General features: G+C 40.2%; 15 protein-coding genes, 2 tRNA genes and 1 riboswitch. Of the genes, 12 read left to right on the top strand and 5 right to left on the bottom strand.

The annotated features are described in order from the left end of the window. The first annotated feature begins 21 nt into the window (after positions 1 to 21). Positions 22 to 906 carry a YitT family protein gene (locus JM64_RS01195; protein WP_082868229.1) on the top strand — a complete coding sequence of 295 codons (885 nt, stop codon included), beginning with the start codon at positions 22 to 24 and terminating at the stop codon, positions 904 to 906. Positions 907 to 970: 64 nt separating this feature from the next. On the opposite strand, the gene JM64_RS01190 is transcribed toward JM64_RS01195, so the two are convergent. Next, positions 971 to 2,956 carry a methyl-accepting chemotaxis protein gene (locus tag JM64_RS01190; protein ID WP_064011148.1) on the bottom strand — a complete coding sequence of 662 codons (1,986 nt, stop codon included), beginning with the start codon at positions 2,954 to 2,956 and terminating at the stop codon, positions 971 to 973. Between the two features lie 347 nt (positions 2,957 to 3,303). Here JM64_RS01190 and JM64_RS01185 point away from each other — a divergent pair, with 347 nt between their 5' ends. Together JM64_RS01185 and JM64_RS01180 are read left to right on the top strand one after the other, a co-directional pair. After that, positions 3,304 to 4,506 (top strand): acetyl-CoA C-acetyltransferase, encoded by a 1,203-nt coding sequence (locus JM64_RS01185; protein WP_064011147.1) that lies wholly within the window; start codon positions 3,304 to 3,306, stop codon positions 4,504 to 4,506. A 26-nt stretch (positions 4,507 to 4,532) separates the two neighbouring features. Continuing rightward, positions 4,533 to 5,252, top strand: coding sequence for a beta-ketoacyl-ACP reductase (locus JM64_RS01180; RefSeq protein ID WP_064011146.1), 720 nt, complete (start codon positions 4,533 to 4,535; stop codon positions 5,250 to 5,252). A gap of 71 nt (positions 5,253 to 5,323) precedes the next feature. Here the strand turns inward: JM64_RS01180 and JM64_RS01175 are convergent, their stop codons facing one another. After that, the gene (locus JM64_RS01175; protein WP_064011145.1) at positions 5,324 to 6,049 is read right to left on the bottom strand and encodes a substrate-binding periplasmic protein; all 726 of its coding nucleotides are present in this window, start codon (positions 6,047 to 6,049) and stop codon (positions 5,324 to 5,326) included. A 194-nt stretch (positions 6,050 to 6,243) separates the two neighbouring features. Then, entirely contained in the window at positions 6,244 to 7,227 is a 984-nt protein-coding gene (locus tag JM64_RS01170; RefSeq protein WP_082868228.1) for a thiamine ABC transporter substrate-binding protein, read from the bottom strand. A 125-nt stretch (positions 7,228 to 7,352) separates the two neighbouring features. On the opposite strand from JM64_RS01170, the gene JM64_RS09905 reads away from it, so the two are divergent. The 3 genes from JM64_RS09905 (at position 7,353) to JM64_RS01155 (ending at position 10,437) form a co-directional block, all read left to right on the top strand. Further along, positions 7,353 to 8,303 (top strand): DDE-type integrase/transposase/recombinase, encoded by a 951-nt coding sequence (locus JM64_RS09905; RefSeq protein ID WP_064011144.1) that lies wholly within the window; start codon positions 7,353 to 7,355, stop codon positions 8,301 to 8,303. 103 nt (positions 8,304 to 8,406) lie between these two features. Next, a riboswitch (TPP riboswitch) is annotated at positions 8,407 to 8,518 on the bottom strand. 117 nt (positions 8,519 to 8,635) lie between these two features. Then, positions 8,636 to 9,205 (top strand): polysaccharide deacetylase family protein, encoded by a 570-nt coding sequence (locus JM64_RS01160; RefSeq protein WP_082868227.1) that lies wholly within the window; start codon positions 8,636 to 8,638, stop codon positions 9,203 to 9,205. 32 nt (positions 9,206 to 9,237) lie between these two features. Continuing rightward, a complete protein-coding gene (locus JM64_RS01155) occupies positions 9,238 to 10,437 on the top strand; it encodes an MFS transporter (RefSeq protein WP_064011142.1) in 1,200 nt (399 codons plus the stop codon). Here the strand turns inward: JM64_RS01155 and JM64_RS01150 are convergent. Together JM64_RS01150 and JM64_RS01145 are read right to left on the bottom strand one after the other, a co-directional pair. Next, entirely contained in the window at positions 10,430 to 11,833 is a 1,404-nt protein-coding gene (locus JM64_RS01150; protein ID WP_231882402.1) for an MATE family efflux transporter, read from the bottom strand. The two genes, JM64_RS01155 and JM64_RS01150, sit on opposite strands and share 8 nt — an antisense overlap. A 33-nt stretch (positions 11,834 to 11,866) precedes the next feature. After that, positions 11,867 to 13,072 carry an MFS transporter gene (locus tag JM64_RS01145; RefSeq protein WP_064011141.1) on the bottom strand — a complete coding sequence of 402 codons (1,206 nt, stop codon included), beginning with the start codon at positions 13,070 to 13,072 and terminating at the stop codon, positions 11,867 to 11,869. Positions 13,073 to 13,316: 244 nt separating this feature from the next. Between JM64_RS01145 and JM64_RS01140 the strand changes: the two genes are divergently transcribed. From JM64_RS01140 to rpsR, 6 genes are all read left to right on the top strand, one after another. Continuing rightward, complete coding sequence (locus JM64_RS01140) at positions 13,317 to 15,536, top strand: ATP-dependent Clp protease ATP-binding subunit (protein ID WP_064011140.1); 2,220 nt, start codon at positions 13,317 to 13,319, stop codon at positions 15,534 to 15,536. A 149-nt stretch (positions 15,537 to 15,685) separates the two neighbouring features. After that, positions 15,686 to 15,762, top strand: a tRNA-Cys gene (locus JM64_RS01135). Positions 15,763 to 15,769: 7 nt separating this feature from the next. Then, positions 15,770 to 15,845, top strand: a tRNA-Ile gene (locus JM64_RS01130). Positions 15,846 to 15,976: 131 nt separating this feature from the next. Further along, entirely contained in the window at positions 15,977 to 16,366 is a 390-nt protein-coding gene (gene rpsF, locus JM64_RS01125) for a 30S ribosomal protein S6 (protein ID WP_064011139.1), read from the top strand. Continuing rightward, the gene (locus JM64_RS01120; RefSeq protein ID WP_064011138.1) at positions 16,366 to 16,776 is read left to right on the top strand and encodes a single-stranded DNA-binding protein; all 411 of its coding nucleotides are present in this window, start codon (positions 16,366 to 16,368) and stop codon (positions 16,774 to 16,776) included. The genes rpsF and JM64_RS01120 overlap by 1 nt, the downstream gene beginning before the upstream one ends. A gap of 37 nt (positions 16,777 to 16,813) precedes the next feature. After that, positions 16,814 to 17,044, top strand: coding sequence for a 30S ribosomal protein S18 (gene rpsR / locus JM64_RS01115; protein WP_064011137.1), 231 nt, complete (start codon positions 16,814 to 16,816; stop codon positions 17,042 to 17,044). Positions 17,045 to 17,058 lie beyond the last annotated feature (14 nt).

Below are 17,058 nucleotides of genomic sequence, written 5' to 3'. Positions count from 1 at the left end.
TTATACGAGGAGGGAAAGGATATGGTTAAGTTTTCGAAAGATTTCGATTTGAAAGAACAGATAAAAGAGTATGTGCTTTCTACGGTAGGTGTTATGTTAACCGCGCTTGGACTAGTGATATTCTTCATTCCAAACAACATCGCAGCAGGTGGCGCGAGTGGTATGGCAATGATTCTGCACAAGTTGATTTCCACCGTTCCTGTGGGCATTTGGATGTACATCATTAACGTTGTCCTCTTCGTGTTAGGCTTTTTACTTGTTGGTAAAGATTTCAGTTTCAAGACGATATACTCAACGTTTGCTTTGAACTTCTTTGTCGATTTGTTTGACAGAATAATAAATATTCCGAAATATACTGGTGAAGATTTAATGCTTGCTGTGTTTTTTGGTAACGTATTAGCATCCATCGGTATGGCTATAGCGTTTGCGAACAACTCATCAACGGGTGGCACGGATATTATAGCAAAGATAATTTCGAAATATTTCCACACGCCGATAGGGACAACGCTACTTATGGTTGATTTCGCTATAGGTATATTTGCAGGATTTGCGTTCAACGCGAGAATCGCCATGTATGCGTTGCTTGCGATAATTATAAATGGTATCACCATTGACTTTGTGCTCAAAGGCCTTGAACTCTCCGTAACGATGATGATTATCTCAAAAAAAGTGGATGAGATTAAAAGATACATCCTTGAGAAAATGGAACGCGGTGCAACGATACTCAAAGCGCAGGGCGCTTACTCGGGTAGAGATATCGACGTGCTCTACGTAGCACTAAAGCGCAGAGAACTTGGTGAAGTGCTGAACGTAATTCGTCATATCGACCCTGAAGCGTTCGTTATCGTCACAGAAGCGAGGTATGTTCTCGGTGAAGGCTTTAGGAGGATAGATAAGGTGGTTTGAACAACGGACAAGATAAAATTAAAGGGCTCCCAATAATACCGGGAGCCCTTTTGAATTTTAGCTATTAAATTTTAAATCTTCTCACCGTTTCAACAAGTTTTTCCGCAACAGCGTCAAGGTTCTCGGCAGTCCTTGCAACATTTGATATAGCATCCGCTTGTTGTTTTATTGCCATTGTGACTTCGTTCATCTGTTCAACCACACTGACCATCGATTTACTTGCACTATCCATAGCACTGCTCATTTCTTCTGCCGCCGCACTCTGCTCTTGTGCGCTGGCTGCAAGGTTCTCCGTCATTTGTGACATACGTACGATACTTTGAAGAATCTGCTCGAATTGTGATTTCACCAAGTCTGATTCATTGTATGCCTTGTTGACAATTTCAACAGTTTCCTTTGTTGCGTCGCTTGCCTTCATACTATTATCAACGATACCTCGGAGTATGTTTGCGATATTTTGAGTTGCCTGTTTACTTTCTTCTGCAAGTTTTCTAATTTCATCCGCAACGACTGCAAAACCTCTACCGGCTTCTCCTGCCCTTGCAGCTTCTATCGCTGCGTTCAAAGCAAGTAGGTTGGTTTGTTCAGCAATGGAATTTATCGTATCAACAATCTCACCTATGTTCTTTGCACTCTCACTGAGTTTTTCTACAATTTGGAACGTAACATCGGCTTTTTCTCTTGTTTGAACGATAACATCTGCGATTGAAAGGATTGCTTTTTGACCTTCGCTCGCAAGTTGCGAGACTTTTTGCGCTTCTTCACTGAGCTTTTGAGAAGCGTGGGCAACATTCTGCGCACTTGCTGCAACTTCTTCTATTCCACTTGTCATCTCTTCTATCGCAGCAGATGCGTTGTTAACATTTGAATTGACACTATCAACCTGTGCTGTGAGTTCTTCGATTGTTGCACTAACTTCTTCAGATATAACAGCAACTTGCGAAGCTTCTTGTTTAACTGTCTGAGAATCCCTTTCAATGGTCGTTGCTATTTCCCTAAGTGCCAAAACCATCTTGTCTAATGCTGCAGCAAGTTTTCCAATCTCGTCTTTAGATGAATAATCAATTCTGACTGTAAGGTCACCGTTAGCTATTTTTTCTGCTTTATCAACAATAAAATTAATAGGTTTAACAACAAACACTCGACTTATGAAGAGTGCTACAATAACACCTAATACAATAGCCACAATTGTTATGGAGACGTTGATTAGCGTTTGCAAATTGACTTCTTTCATCAAATCTTTCTCAAGAACAAACGTTGCATAAATCCATCCGTTTGGAAGTTTCTTGTAACCTGTGATTCTTTTTGCGTTGTTGAACGTGTATCCGAACACCCCACTATCCGGACCGGAGACCCATTTCTGGAAGAATTCTGTGTCTTTTACGTTCTTGCCAATCAACGTCTTGTCAGAATGCATTATGATGTTACCTTCAGCAGATACTATTGCATTTAGGTATCCTAATTCTTTACCCTTCGATAGAAGAGCATCGGTAAGCTTTGATATATCAAAGACGAGTGCAACTACTCCAACGATACCCTCATCGGTTTGGATGGTTTTTGCTATTGTTACAACGAGTTTTCCTGTTGATGCATTCGCATATGGCTCAGTTATGATTATCTGACCTGGCTTTGCCACAGCTGCTTGATACCACGGTCTTGAGGTTGGGTCGTATCCTTCTGGGAGCGTTTCTTCAGGTACTAAATACATGCGTTTATCTTTCAATCCCACGTAGACATACATGACATCGGGATAGCTTTTAACAACGCTGTAAAACAGCTTTTTCATCCAAACATCTTCTTGGTATTCATTCTTGTAAACGCCCATAACGTTTGCATCTTTGGAGAGCAGGTCGATTAGTTTGGAATGTTGTTCAATAAAATTCCAAAAGTTTTCCCCACTGTTTTCCGCCAACGCTTGAAGGTTTTGTTTTGTTTTTTCGGTAATGTTAGAACGTAAAGAAAGCACCGAATAAATACCAATAACAACCATACCGATGGCGAGCACAGCCACTATGACCAAAATTTTCTGGAAAATACTCATGTTTCGCATAGTGGTCCCTCCTTCTTTAATAGAATTTTTTGTTGAGAATTCACAAAAGCTGAAAATTAGTAGACACTCTTAATACCTTGATAGTTGACATGTATAAATTATACCACAACTGTAAGATATCAGAGTAGCAATTTTCGTAGCAATTTTCTTAAAAAAGGGAATTTAAACTCAACTAAGGTTAGCAACACCTTTTTTTGATATAATGCATTGAATTTCAGCTCTTATCGCAGGAACGTATCCTTTGACATCGCAATGTTAAAAATGGTCTAATTGAGATAGATAATGTGACAGGTGATTCATGTATTACTATCATGTATTTTCATATTTGAGGTGGAGGTGGTCCTTGTATGGTTTACATCCTTGGTGCAAAACGGACGGCTATTGGAAGTTTTGGAGGCTCTTTGAAAGATATTCCTGCACCACAGCTTGGTGCAATTGCAGCAAAGGCGGCGATAGAGCAAGCTGGAATACCAGTTGAGGATTTTGACGAAACTATTGTAGGTTGTATTCTAACGGCAGGGCAAGGTATGGGACCGGGTAGACAGGTAGGTATCTATGCGGGCATTCCTGTTGAGAAGCCAGGTTACACTGTCAATATGCTGTGCGGTAGTGGGATGAAGGCGGTCATGATAGGTGCTAGTGACATCGAGCTTGGTGAGGCTGATGTAGTGCTCGCAGGTGGAATTGAGAATATGTCACAAGCTCCATTTTTGCTCTCTTATCGTGCAAGGTTCGGTCTGAGGTTTGGAAGCCAAGAATTGCAAGACCACATGATACTCGATGGACTTACGGATGTTTTCAATAAAGTGCACATGGGGCTTACCGCTGAAGCACTTGCCGAAGAATTCAACATATCTCGTGAAGCACAGGACGAATTTGCTTACAACAGTCAGATGAAGGCAAAGGCAGCTATCGAGGCAGGTAAGTTCAAAGACGAAATTGTGCCAGTTGAAGTTCCAGACAAAAAGGGTGTAAAAATTTTTGATACGGACGAATACCCGCGTTTCGATACAACACTTGAATCGCTGGCGAAGTTAAAACCCGCATTTAAGCCCAATGGAACGATTACAGCAGGTAACGCAAGTGGAATAAACGATGGAGGAAGTGCTATAGTTCTTGCAAGTGAAAGGTATGTTGAAAAGAAAGGACTTAAGCCGCTGGGCAGGATTGTTGCATGGGCTCAGGCTGGTGTAGACCCGATGAGGATGGGTTTTGGACCTGTTCCAGCAACGGAGAAAGTACTTAAAAAAGCAGGTTTGTCATTCCAGGATATAGAACTCATCGAACTTAACGAAGCGTTTGCTGCGCAAAGCCTTGCGGTTATAAAAGGCTGGGAGAAAGCGTTTGGAGTTTCGAAAGATTGGATACTTGAGCGCACGAACGTCAATGGTGGGGCGATAGCACTCGGTCATCCAATCGGTGCTAGTGGGAACAGGATTATAGTAACGTTGCTCTATGAAATGAAGAAAAGGCATGCAAAGTATGGTTTGGCTACACTTTGTATCGGTGGAGGAATGGGTACGGCAGTAATTGTTGAAAATATCGAGTAATATTCTAAAAATAAGGGGGTTAGATGATGAGATTAGAAGGCAAAGTGTGTATTATTACCGGTGCAGGTAGTGGGATTGGACGAGCAGCTGCTGAATTGTTTGCAAAGGAAGGAGCAATAGTTATCGCGTGTGACGTAAGTGAAGCAACATATGAACATCCGAATATACATTTCTACAAGCTTGATGTAACAGACAGAAACAGAATAGCAGAGGTAGTGAAGGATGTTGTTGAAAAATTTGGAAAGATAGATGTGCTTGTCAACAACGCAGGTATTACACGTGACGCGTTGATTCAAAACATGACCGAGGAAGATTGGGATAAGGTTATCAATGTGAACTTAAAAGGTGTTTTCAATATGACACAAGCCGTTGTCCCATACATGTTGGAGGCAGGCAAGGGTAGTATAATCAACACATCATCTGTTGTTGGGGTTTACGGAAACATAGGTCAGACAAATTATGCGGCAACAAAAGCAGGTGTCATTGGTATGACGAAAACCTGGGCAAAAGAATTTGCGAGAAAGGGTGCGCAAATCAGGGTTAACGCCGTTGCACCAGGCTTTATCAAAACGCCGATGACAGAAAAGGTTCCAGAAAAGATTCTGACTATGATGGCAGAAAGAGCGGCACTTAAACGCCTTGGAGAACCAATCGAAGTTGCTTACGTGTATTTGTTCCTAGCTTCAGATGAATCATCATATATCACAGGGCAAGTTATTGGTGTAGATGGAGGACTAATACTCTAATAGATAAATGTAACCAATAAAGCGAATAAAGCAAAAATGCCCCTGGTTCGCCGGGGGCATTTTGTATACTTTTAAAAGGCTCCAATGTATGATGCAAGTATGCGCTTTATCGTTCCAACTGATTCAAGTTTAGATATTGCATCATTTAGTTTCTTCTCTAAAGAAATGTTTAGCACAACCGCACCTATGTTGATGGAGTAAATCAAATCTTTGTGAACCTGGAACCCATATTTTTTCGATAGGTACAAAGCGTTGATATAATCAAAGAATGCACCATCTATTTTTTTGATGAGGAGGTTAGTTACAATTTCCTCGTTTGATACAAAGGTCGAGTATTTTATCTTCTTGCCGGATTTGACCCAATCTTGGACAATTTTCTCACCGGTAGCGCCTTTCTTCACTCCAAAAGTGATTTTTTCGATATCTCCATCCCATTTAACGTCTTTTCTGATCACTATCGCAAGTCCTGAATTAATGTACGGCTGGGTAAATTTGAAGACTTTTTTTCTTTCATCGGTCATATGGATACCACCAGCGATTACGTCTAAACCGAGTTTTGGAGCTAGCGAAACGTCAAGTACAGAGAACGGGAGCACGTAGAACTCCACATTCATGTTCAATTCAACTCCGATAACCCGCCAAATGTCGTATTCTATTCCAGAAAGCTTAGTTGAGCTCCAATACGCGTATGGTTCACCTAATAAAAGTCCTACTTTTAGAAACTGACCGAAAGTATATGGAAAGATTAGCAGTGTCGCTATAAGTAAGGAAACGAAAAGAAGATTCCTCGCTGGCATTTACACACCTCCAATGATAAGTTGACTGATATGGCTGTTCTACAAGTTTAGACCAACTTACTAGCATTTTTGTTCAACTTTCAAAGCTTTAATCATTTCCTTTCTGAGAAGTTCTTCAAAATTTAAAGCCTCTGGGGCGGTTCGCACTCCAGAGGCTTTTTAATTTTTTAATTATGTTATTTTTTATTTTTTTGTTATCCAATAACTGCTTTTTCCCATTTTTTCAGTATCTCATCCAACCTATCATTAATACTTGGGTCAAGCCTTAGTATCTTCTTTACAGCTGGTACATATTTGTATACGTCCGGTAGCTGGACATCGATAACTGGGAACATCCACTGGTTCAGTGGTACTTCCTTTTGAAAATCTGGGGTGAGCATGAACTCTATGAAAGCCCTTGCGAGTGCTAAGTTCTTTGCACCCTTTACGATAGCTGCATATTCCTCGAGTACGTATGCACCTTCCTCGAAGATTATGGGCATGTATTTGATAGAACCATATTTATACATGCTGTAAGCACCGTCTGTTGCATAACTTACTATCATGTCTGCCTCGCCTGTTTCAAGCATTTTGAATGCTGCACTCCATCCACTTGTAAATGTCAATACATTTTTCTTGACTTCTTTCCAAAATTCCATTGCACCGTCTTCTCCGAGTGCAGCAATGGTCCACATCAGGAATGTTAGACCTGTACTGGAGGTTCTTGGGTCGATAAGGACAAACTTGCCTTTGTATTCAGGTTTCAAAAGGTCTTTGAAAGATTTTGGAGGATTCTTTATCTTTTCGATGTTGTAAATCATCGCTAAAGCACCGTAATCGTAAACTGTTCCGTAGTCATTAACAAAGCCTTTGTAGACAAGGTTTTTCGAATTGGTGGCACGGTACTTTTGCAACAAGTTTTCTTTTATCGCTTTTTGAAGTTGTTGAGGATTTAAACCGATAACAACATCAGCCTTAGGTGCGTTCTTTTCGGCGATGAGTCTTGCCAAAACGTCTCCCATAGAACCAAAACTTACCACTTTAACTTTACACTTATACATCTGCTCGAATTTTGGAACGACAACCTTTGCAATTCCACCTGCAAAACTGTCAGATGTGTAAATCACTAGCTCTGCGGAATAAACAAAGACCGTTGCTATTAGCAAAAAGAATACAGCTAGCTTGAGCAATCGTTTCATGTTAGACCCTCCTTCTCAAAATGGGATAATGTTAACTAAAAGTATTGAAACTTTCCAAAAACCGTATTATCCTTATAAATAGGGGACACCCCCCAACCATCTCTTGACAAAGCAGGTTCCCCGATATGAACAACTCAACACTCTCTTGTCCAAAATGCGGTTCCACCAACTTATACAAAAACGGTCACGACAAATACGGTAACCAACAATTCCTTTGCAAACTCTGCCATCATTCTTTCAAACTCTCCCATTCTCACAAACGCAAAAACTTCTCTTTCCCATATCCCAAATGCTCTTCTTGTGGTAAAGCTATGGAAATTCACAAAGTCCGTCGCTCTTTCGTTGTCTTCCGTTGTAGAGCTTGTCGTACAAAAGATAGAGTTCCTTTTAACCTTCCTGAACCAGTCTCACTTATTCCTGAGAAATTTAAATATTTCCGCTTCCCTATCTACTTCATCTTAAAAGCTTTCGTTTTGTATATGAAACACAATATGTCTTATCGCTCTCTTGCTCATTCTCTTAATATCAAAGTATCTCATTTCACCATATACAAATGGGTTATTAGATTGTGTACTTTATTCTCTGTACTTTTCCCAACATTTACCATCGAAAATGTTTTCTCAGTTCATGCTGATGAAACTGTTCTTGTGTTCAAAGAACAAAAGTACTATGTTTGGCTATTAGTTGATCACGAAACTAACTTAATTCTTTGTTGGCATGTCTCAAAGTACCGTGATATGGGACAAGTCAAAGTATTGCTCGAGAAGTTCTTTGGTAATTTAGAACCTAAAAGCATTGAACTTATTACTGATGGACTTGGTGCATATGAAAGTGCAGTAAAGCTGTTGTTCAGAAATATCAATCACGTAGTGGTACCGCTCGGTAAAAACAATCAATGTGAATCTAAGTTTTCATTGTTGAAAGACTTTTTCCGACTCAAGCGAGGGCTGAAGAATACGAAGAATTTAGCAAAATACATTCAAGGCTTTTGTGTAGTGAAGAATCTTTGGAAAACGCACAATGGCAATATCAATCGCATTCTTTCACAATTACACTCTTTCATCACTACAAGTTAACACTATCTCAAAATGTGAGTGTTCTTGAAATAAAAAATCCCTCCGCTTTTGCATTTTCAACTAAGCGGAGGGAAGGTTTAAAAGGCTTTTTATTATTTATTCCGTTACCCTGGTTCCTGGTCCCTCCGCCGGTATTACCCGGATCAGGTTCGAAGGGTCGGGAACTTGGCGTTCCCCTCTCAGCCCCGCATTCAGGAGCTCCCCTCCAGGATATAGGAAATATGTTTCCACATTTATTGTAACATGCTTTTAAGTTTTCGTCAATGCAATATAATTATTGATTCCGAAGTCTTGGATATAATTATAGTGAAGTGTAGTACTAATTTAGGGAGATTGGTAATACGAAAAAGAGAGGTTATACTGAAGAGATTCTGGATTTCTTGAAAAAGTATAACATCAAAGCTATATTCTTTGTTTCTGGTGATACAGTGAAAGGTTATGCCAACGTGTTAAAGAGGCAGTACGAAGAGGGACATGAAATAGGTTCCCATACTTATTGCCATCGAAGTTTTTATAAACTGGAGAAAACATCAAGTTTGGAAGAGATGAAGCAAACGTTAATTAGTGACCTTGATAAAACCGAGGAAAATGTAAAAGATATAATTCCTGAAGCTAAGATAAGATTTCTTAGAATGCCGGAGGGCTACTACACAGATTGGGTTGGAGAAATAGCAATGAAATACGGATATGTGACTATGAATTGGAGTGTTGCAGGAGATTGGTTTGACAAACCTGATGAGGAGATTATTAAGATGTTTAAATCCGCAATTAAACCTGGCGCTATAATATTGTTGCACAACGGGCGTAACAGAGGGAAAAGAGCATTGAAAATCCTCGAAGAAATTGTGCCTTACATTCTTTCTCAAGGGTACTCATTCGCGGATCCGAAGGAATTCTTCTAACAGTATCTTTTTTTAGATGGAGGGTGCAAAAAGTGCGCAGGCAGAAAATTTTCCACAAGTATCATTTTCTTTCTTTTGTAATCTCTGTTCAAGCATACCTTTATAGCACTTACATAAACTCAACTGCTGCAAAATTGGGTTTTTCTTTTACTCAGATAGGTCTTGTTAACCTTATTTTATCTATAGCCTACGCAATGGCAAGTGTGACACTGGGACACGTTGGAACAAGATACGGGTACAAAAGGACAATTTCTTTTTTAGCTGTATATCTTTTCATTGTCTCAATGTTCGGGCTTTTTGCTAACAACCCCGAAGGTTTAGTTATTTTTGCAGTTTTACAAGGTATCTTCTTTGGGGCATTCTTTCCACAAGTTGAAGGCTTGATTGCTAAGTCTGAAAGCTTACTGAGGATAGACCCACCATCGATAACAGGCAGATTCACGTTGTCCTGGAGTACGGGAAATATAATTGGCGTTGCGTTTGGTCCTTTTCTTACCGTAAGAGCGCCAGGTGTTATATTTGTTTTAGGTTTGATAATCTCGGGTATGACAAGTCTACTTGTTTCTTTAGACTACCAAAAGTTCGGAGATACTATTACATTTACCCCTTACAGAAAACTTCTAGAGCATTCTCAAAACGCATCCGTAGTGACGAACAAAAACGCGATGAGAAAACTCAGGCTGGAATACAGAATTATCCTATTCCTTGGTGGTTTGATTTACACATCTGTTCTGGCTAGTTTCCCTAAGTTGATGATGCTTGCTGGGCTGAAGCTGGAAAATGCAGGTTTCTTGACTGTGGGGGCAAATATAGGAGTTTTGCTCACTTTTGTTATCTTGCAATCTTGGAAAGGTTGGGTAGGAAACGAATATTTTTGTGGCATACTTTTGTCGGTTGTTCCAATGACAGGAATTATAGCCTTTTTTGCCAAAAATCCTCTAATGTTTTTCCTTACAGCATTGTTTGCCGGTTTCACTTACGCAGTTCCGTACACGTTCGCCATATTTTACGGACTTTTGTCGGAGGAAGAAGAACACGGCAAACAAGGGGCTTTGCATGAAATGGTCATCGGGCTTTTATTTGGTGTTGGTCCGCTTGTTGGAGGAATGTTGTTTGATAAGCTCGGAGGAAATCTAGGCCTGTTAGTTTATGCGCTTTCAATAAGTGTTGTTATATACCTTATTCAACTACTTTTTAACTTCGCTGTCCAACAACAAAACCAAGCTAAATAACACGTTTTTTGTACCAGTTAGACTTAACAAATGCAATAGACATAACTGAAACTTCAACAAATTCCGTTACAGGAAATGCCAGCCACAGTCCGATAGGTCCTAAACGGAGCACAAATGTGGAAATCAAAACGAATGGAACCATAACACCCCATCGACTTAAAATCCCCGCTATCATGGGAATTGATGTCTTTCCCGAACCAAAGAATGCACTGGAAAGTCCTGCGCTGAAGGATATCATAAATAACGCAAAGACAACGTATGGAATGCTTTTTGCACCAATTTCTATTACGTTTTCATTTGATGTGAAAAGAACAAAAACGGATTCTCGGAATAATAGTAAAGGCACGAGCAAAAGAGAAACAATGATAACGCTGTAAAACGTTGCCAGAATCGTTGCCTTCTTGGCACCTTTTTCATTGTTCTTCCCCAGCTGGAAGCCTACCAGTGTGCTTGCCCCCATAGATAAACCAAATATTGGGATAACGGCAAACCCAAACATGCGTTCAATGATGCCAAAAACCGTTACGTACTCTGAACCGAAAAGTGAGGAAATTTTGATTAATACAGTGTAAGAAAGATTCCGAAGTAGCATTTCAACACCGGATGGTAAACCTATGGTGATAAGTTTTGTATCTATTTTCTTATCTAACGATAAGAGCCCCTTTATGGAAATCTTTACGCCCTCTATTCCTCGGAAAAGTAGATACAATCCCCAGACAAGGGGAATAAACGTAGAAATCACTGTCGCCCACGCAGCACCTGAAACACCAAGACCAAAGCCTGTGATGTTGAGGAATGGAATCTTTTCAAATATAAATATTGGGTCCAACACTATGTTCACGATAGTTCCTGCTGCCATAGTGAGTGTTGCAAGTGATGCACGACCTATATTTCTTAGTGCCGTGAATGTGGAGTAGGTCATAAAAAATACAGGCATGAAAAATATGCGGATGTATCCATAGTGAATTGCCGAGTTAATAACATCTGTGTCCGAAGAGAAGAAGCTAACAATAGGTTTGAAAAACAACAACAGTAACCCTGAAGCAATGAGTGCGACTATAGCTTTAAAGATAAGCGTTTGTTCTATTATTAGTGACGTTAGCTTCAAATTTCCTTTCCCATAAGCTTGCGAAATCAACGAAACGGAAGAAGTGCCTATGATTTCGTTGAGTATTTCGACTAACCAAAATATTGTAGAGAATATGACGATTCCTGCAATGGCTTTGTAGGAAATCTTTCCAATCCAAAACATATCCACGATATCGTACAAAGACTGTATAGCGAAACCAAGCATTGTGGGAAGGGATAATCTAAATAATTCTCTGGTGAGAAGCTTGGTACTTTCATTTTCGTCGATATGTTTTTTGCCATTTGACCATTCGTCAAATGTTTTCACTGTATCTCCCCCAATTTGTATAAACTAGAATTCTTACTCTGAAATGTGTTTGTACATTCTAATCATAACATAAGCGTTCAAAAAGTAGAAAATCGAGCTTACAACAAAAATGAGTGTGTATCCGTTGCTGTATTTGGTGAGTATGGAAAATAGGTCTGCTGAGAGAGCACGTGCAACGTTGTTTATAAACGAGTTCATACCATTAATTGAAGAAAGAAGACTTGGTGGAATGTTAGAAAATACTAAAGCGGTTAAAAGAGGACCGACCATATTCATTACCGCAAAGCGGAGTATATACACAGAGGTAAAGGTTATCGGTTCTCTTATAAAGCTGAGCAATACAATTAGTATGGGTACAAAGACATACGAAAAGATTAAGACGTTCATCTCACCGAACCTTTTCCCTAACTTGTAAGAAAACACAGCACCAATACTCGTAGCTAACTGAGCCAATGCCAGAATGAGTCCTATCAACGATGGTTTCATATGGAATATATCGTAGAATATAACATTACCAAAAGTTACAAACAACCCGGCACCAAATCCAACACTCATTGTTGAAAGAAAATAATAAAGAGTTACTTTCGTCGCACGCCTATCTAAGTTATTAAGTACGCTAAAGAATTTAAACGCATTGGTGTCTCCACCCTTTTTGCCTTCGTATTTTGGTTCGTATAACCTCAATTTCCAGATAGGAACGAGTGCGACGATTCTCGATAAACTCGCTACAATTAATACGTTCCTAATTGGGAAGGCATCCCCTAACACCCCACCTAATACGTTTCCCAAAACTCCAGTGAACATACCTATTCCAAAGTTAAGACCCAGTACCTTACTACGGCTTTCTCTTGCAGTTTTTATTATCAAAAGTGTGGAAAGAACAATAGATGTTGCTGTTGAAAAACCACCGAAGAGAAAAGAAGAGATGCCAAGATGAATAAGTGAAGGAGAAATGGCCCTGTACGTTCCAAAGAATATACTCAAAAGATGAGTGGTGACCATTAATTGTTTTTTGTTAATCTTATCTGCAATGATACCAAACACAAGTCCAAGTAACGCACTACCCCAGAGGAAGAATGAAGTAATACGCCCAACTTGCGAAGTTGGCATGCCTGAAGTGCGGAGCATCAGATTGAAAATAGTTCCGTATATACCTTGTGCAAGCCCATCTATGAACGTAAAAATAGTAATTAAGCGAGTTGCAGAATCGATTGAATATGAACTGGGTCGATAGGACATGGTTTTGAGTAAAAACCCCCTTGATTGGTCTAAAAATAAGTTAGCATATCGAACAATCACCAATTAAATTCTAACATTACAATTTTCAAAATCAAGTCAGAAAAATTTATGTTTTTGAATCACTTTCGCGTGACAAATTTTAAACTTTTTGATTAGCACTCTTGACATTTGAGTGATAATATGTTATACTATCATCGGAAACGCAAATTAAACAAAATAGAAAGAAAAGAAAGGAGTGGTTGATATGACATTCAACCTTGAGGAATTCACAGAAAACGCTCAGGAGATATTGCAATCTGTAACGGATGTGTTAAATCGTTACAGGCAAAACCAAATGGCGCCTGAGCACATACTTTTGACCATGTTGGAGAACTCGAAAAACGCAGCTTACGATATTCTGAGCCATCTCAATGTAGATATCGACGGATTGAGAAGGGATGTGGAACGTGCTATCACATCCAAAGGAAGTTATTACTACTCTTCTGGTGGCACAGGACAAATCTACGTCACACCAGATACTACAAAGGTCATCAACGAGGCGAAACGTGAAGCCAGACGCATGGGTGACGAAAAGGTCGGAACGGACCACTTACTCCTTGCTATGGCAATAGTTCCAGAAACGACTGTCTACAGGTTGTTGGCAAGATATGGAATCACACAAGACAAGCTCTATACAGCTATCAAAGAACTCAGAATGAAGAGAACATACTCTGAAGAGGAAAACATCGACGTTCTTGCCAAATTTACTGAGAATTTAACCGAAATGGCAAAGAACGGTCAGTTGATGCCTGTCATAGGCAGAGATAACGAAGTCAACAGGATGATAGAAATTCTTGGTAGAAAGATCAAGAATAACCCAGTTCTCATAGGAGACCCAGGTGTTGGTAAGACAGCAATTGTTGAAGGGCTCGCTCAAAGAATAGTATCTGGAAATGTTCCAGATTTCTTGAAGAACAAGACAATTCTTAAACTTGACCTCGCAAGGTTAGTTGCTGGAACGAAGTTCAGAGGAGAATTCGAAGAAAGGCTCAAGAAACTTATAGACGTGCTCAAGAAAAGAACTGATGTTATTCTGTTCATCGACGAGCTTCACACAGTTGTTGGAGCTGGCGCTGCTGAAGGTGCACTGGATGCCGGTAACATTCTGAAGCCAGAGCTGGCAAGAGGCACACTTAGGGTAATTGGAGCAACTACCGTTGAGGAATACAGGAAGCATGTAGAAAAAGACAAAGCTCTTGCGAGAAGGTTCCAGGTCATATTCGTCTCAGAACCTTCGGTCGAAGAAACGATTGAGATTTTGAAAGGGCTCAGACCAAAATTCGAAGAGTTCCACGGAGTTAAGATTAGCGACAAGGCTATTGAAACATCTGCAAAGTTAGCTTCAAAGTACATTACAGACAGGTTTATGCCGGATAAGGCTGTGGACTTAGTAGATGAGGCTGCAGCTCGTGCGAAAATAGATGGTAAACAGGAAGTAACTGATGAAGATATTGCAAAAGTCGTTGAACGCTGGACAGGAATACCTGTTGGTAAGATTATGGGTGACGAAAAGGAAAAAATCAAGAACCTTGAAAAGCTCATCCACGAAAAGTTCGTAGACCAAGAAGAAGCAGTAAGAGTTGTGGCAAATGCTATAAAGATGTCACGTGCAGGTATCAGAAATCCAAAACGACCACTCGGTGTGTTCCTGTTTTTAGGTCCAACAGGTGTCGGTAAAACAGAACTTGCAAAGAGATTAGCCGACGTGCTGTTTGGTAGTGAAAAGGCACTAATCAGAATCGATATGAGTGAGTACATGGAAAAGCACTCAGTTGCTAGGTTAATCGGTGCGCCTCCGGGATACGTTGGCTACGAAGAAGGAGGACAACTCACGGAACAGGTGAGAAGAAGACCATACAGTGTCGTGCTCTTCGACGAAATCGAAAAGGCGCATCCAGAAGTCTTCAACGTGTTGCTACAACTCTTCGATGATGGAAGACTTACCGATGGTAAGGGTACGACGGTTGATTTCAGGAACACGATAATCATAATGACAAGTAACATAGGGTCAGACATAATAATCCAGGATATTGAAGATGGTTTGGAAAGTGCTATACCAAAGCATATCGAAGAGGAAATGCGCAGGTATTTCAGACCAGAGTTAATTAACAGAATCGATGCAGCAGTTGTTTTCAAACCACTAAAGAAAGAACACATTAAGCAAATAATCGATATCTATCTCAAGGAACTCAACGAAAGGCTTGCTGATAGGAACATCATCGTGGAGCTTGATGAATCAATGAAGGAGTACTTGGCAACGGAAGGTTACGTACCAACAATGGGAGCAAGACCTCTTAGAAGGTTATTTGAAAACACAATAGAGTTCAAGCTCGCTGAACTGATAATTGATGAACAAGTCAAGGAAGGTCAAAAGGTGAAATTCTACTGGAAAGATGAAGGACTATACTGGGAGATACAAGGATAACAAATAAAATAGGCATTACAGGACCCTCCTCAGGATAGAAATTTTGAGGAGGGTTCTTTTTTGCATTTTTAACACATAATATGCTTTTTGAAGCTTACCTACCCTGTTGACAGGTGAAAGGTTATGTGATAGAATGTAACACGCAACGGGGCGACGTAGCCAAGGGGTCTAAGGCGGAGGTCTGCAAAATCTCTATTCGAGGGTTCAAATCCCTCCGTCGCCTCCAGGTTTGTGGGCTCGTAGCTCAGTTGGCAGAGCATCCGGCTCATAACCGGACGGTCGGGGGTTCGATCCCCTCCGAGCCCACCAGAGAGCAAAGATGCAGCGGGCATATGCCCGTCTTTGTTTTATGTTTTAGGTAAGATGAAATTTAAATTCAAAAAATCCCGCTCTGCTTAAAAATAAGCAGGGCCGCATAAGACCGAGGGAGGAGGTGCTTTATGAGGATTTACGAAACGATGTTCATCATCAAACCAGATGTACCAGAGGAAGAAAGGAACAAGTTGGTTGAAGGTGTTAAGAAGTTCTTGGAAGAAAGGCTCGGAGCACAGGTTGAGAACGTTGACAGATGGGGCATTAGAAAACTTGCGTACAAGATTGGAAAGTACTTCGAAGGTGACTACACAGTTCTTTACTTCAGGTCAAACGGTCAAGGACTTGAACAACTTGAGAACTATTTCAAAGTGCACCCAGATTTCATGAGATGGCAAACGTTCAGAAGAGAAGACCTTGAGAAGAAAGAGAGAAAAGCAGCAAGAGCCAAGAAAGAAACAGAAGGTTCTAACCAGGAAGTCCAGCAGGAGGGTGCTTCTGAAGAGAAGGTGGAATAATGTCGTATAACAAAGTTGTTCTTGTTGGTAGATTAACACGAGACCCTGAGACAAGGCAAACAATCGACGGAAATCTGGTAACCACGTTTACAATTGCGGTAAACCGTGGAGCAAATGGTGATGAAGCCGATTTTATAAGGATTGTAGCATTCAGAAAGTTGGCAGAGCTGGCACACAATTATCTCCAAAAAGGTAGAATGGTCTTGGTTGATGGCAAGTTAAGAATTAATAAATGGAAAACAAACGATGGACAAACCAGGTCAACCGTCGAAATATGGGCAGACAATATCGTGTTTGTTGACTCAAGAAAGAGTGAGAAAGAAATACCAGAAGAGATACCGTACGAAGAAGTTTTTGGCGAAGATATTGAAGAAGAGGACATTCCAAACGATGACGAACCACCATTTTGATGAGTAGTGAATAATACGTCAATAGGAGGGAAGTAGGATGCCAAGAGTAAGGCAGAGAAGAAGAAAAATAAAGGCATGTAAGTTGTGTGAAATGAATGTTGAATACGTTGACTATAAAGATACAAAATTGCTTAAAGATTTCCTAAACGAAAAAGGTAAGATACTTCCAAGAAGACTTACGGGAAACTGTGCGAAACACCAAAGAATGGTAAAGACAGCAATCAAAAGAGCAAGACAGATGGCGTTATTACCATATCTAAAATACTAATAAGTTAAAAAAAG

This window comes from Fervidobacterium pennivorans (assembly GCF_001644665.1).
Taxonomy (GTDB): Bacteria; Thermotogota; Thermotogae; order Thermotogales; family Fervidobacteriaceae; genus Fervidobacterium; species Fervidobacterium ngatamarikiense.
Note: the sequence above shows the minus strand (reverse complement) of the source record. Positions and strands in the feature narration are given on the sequence as shown.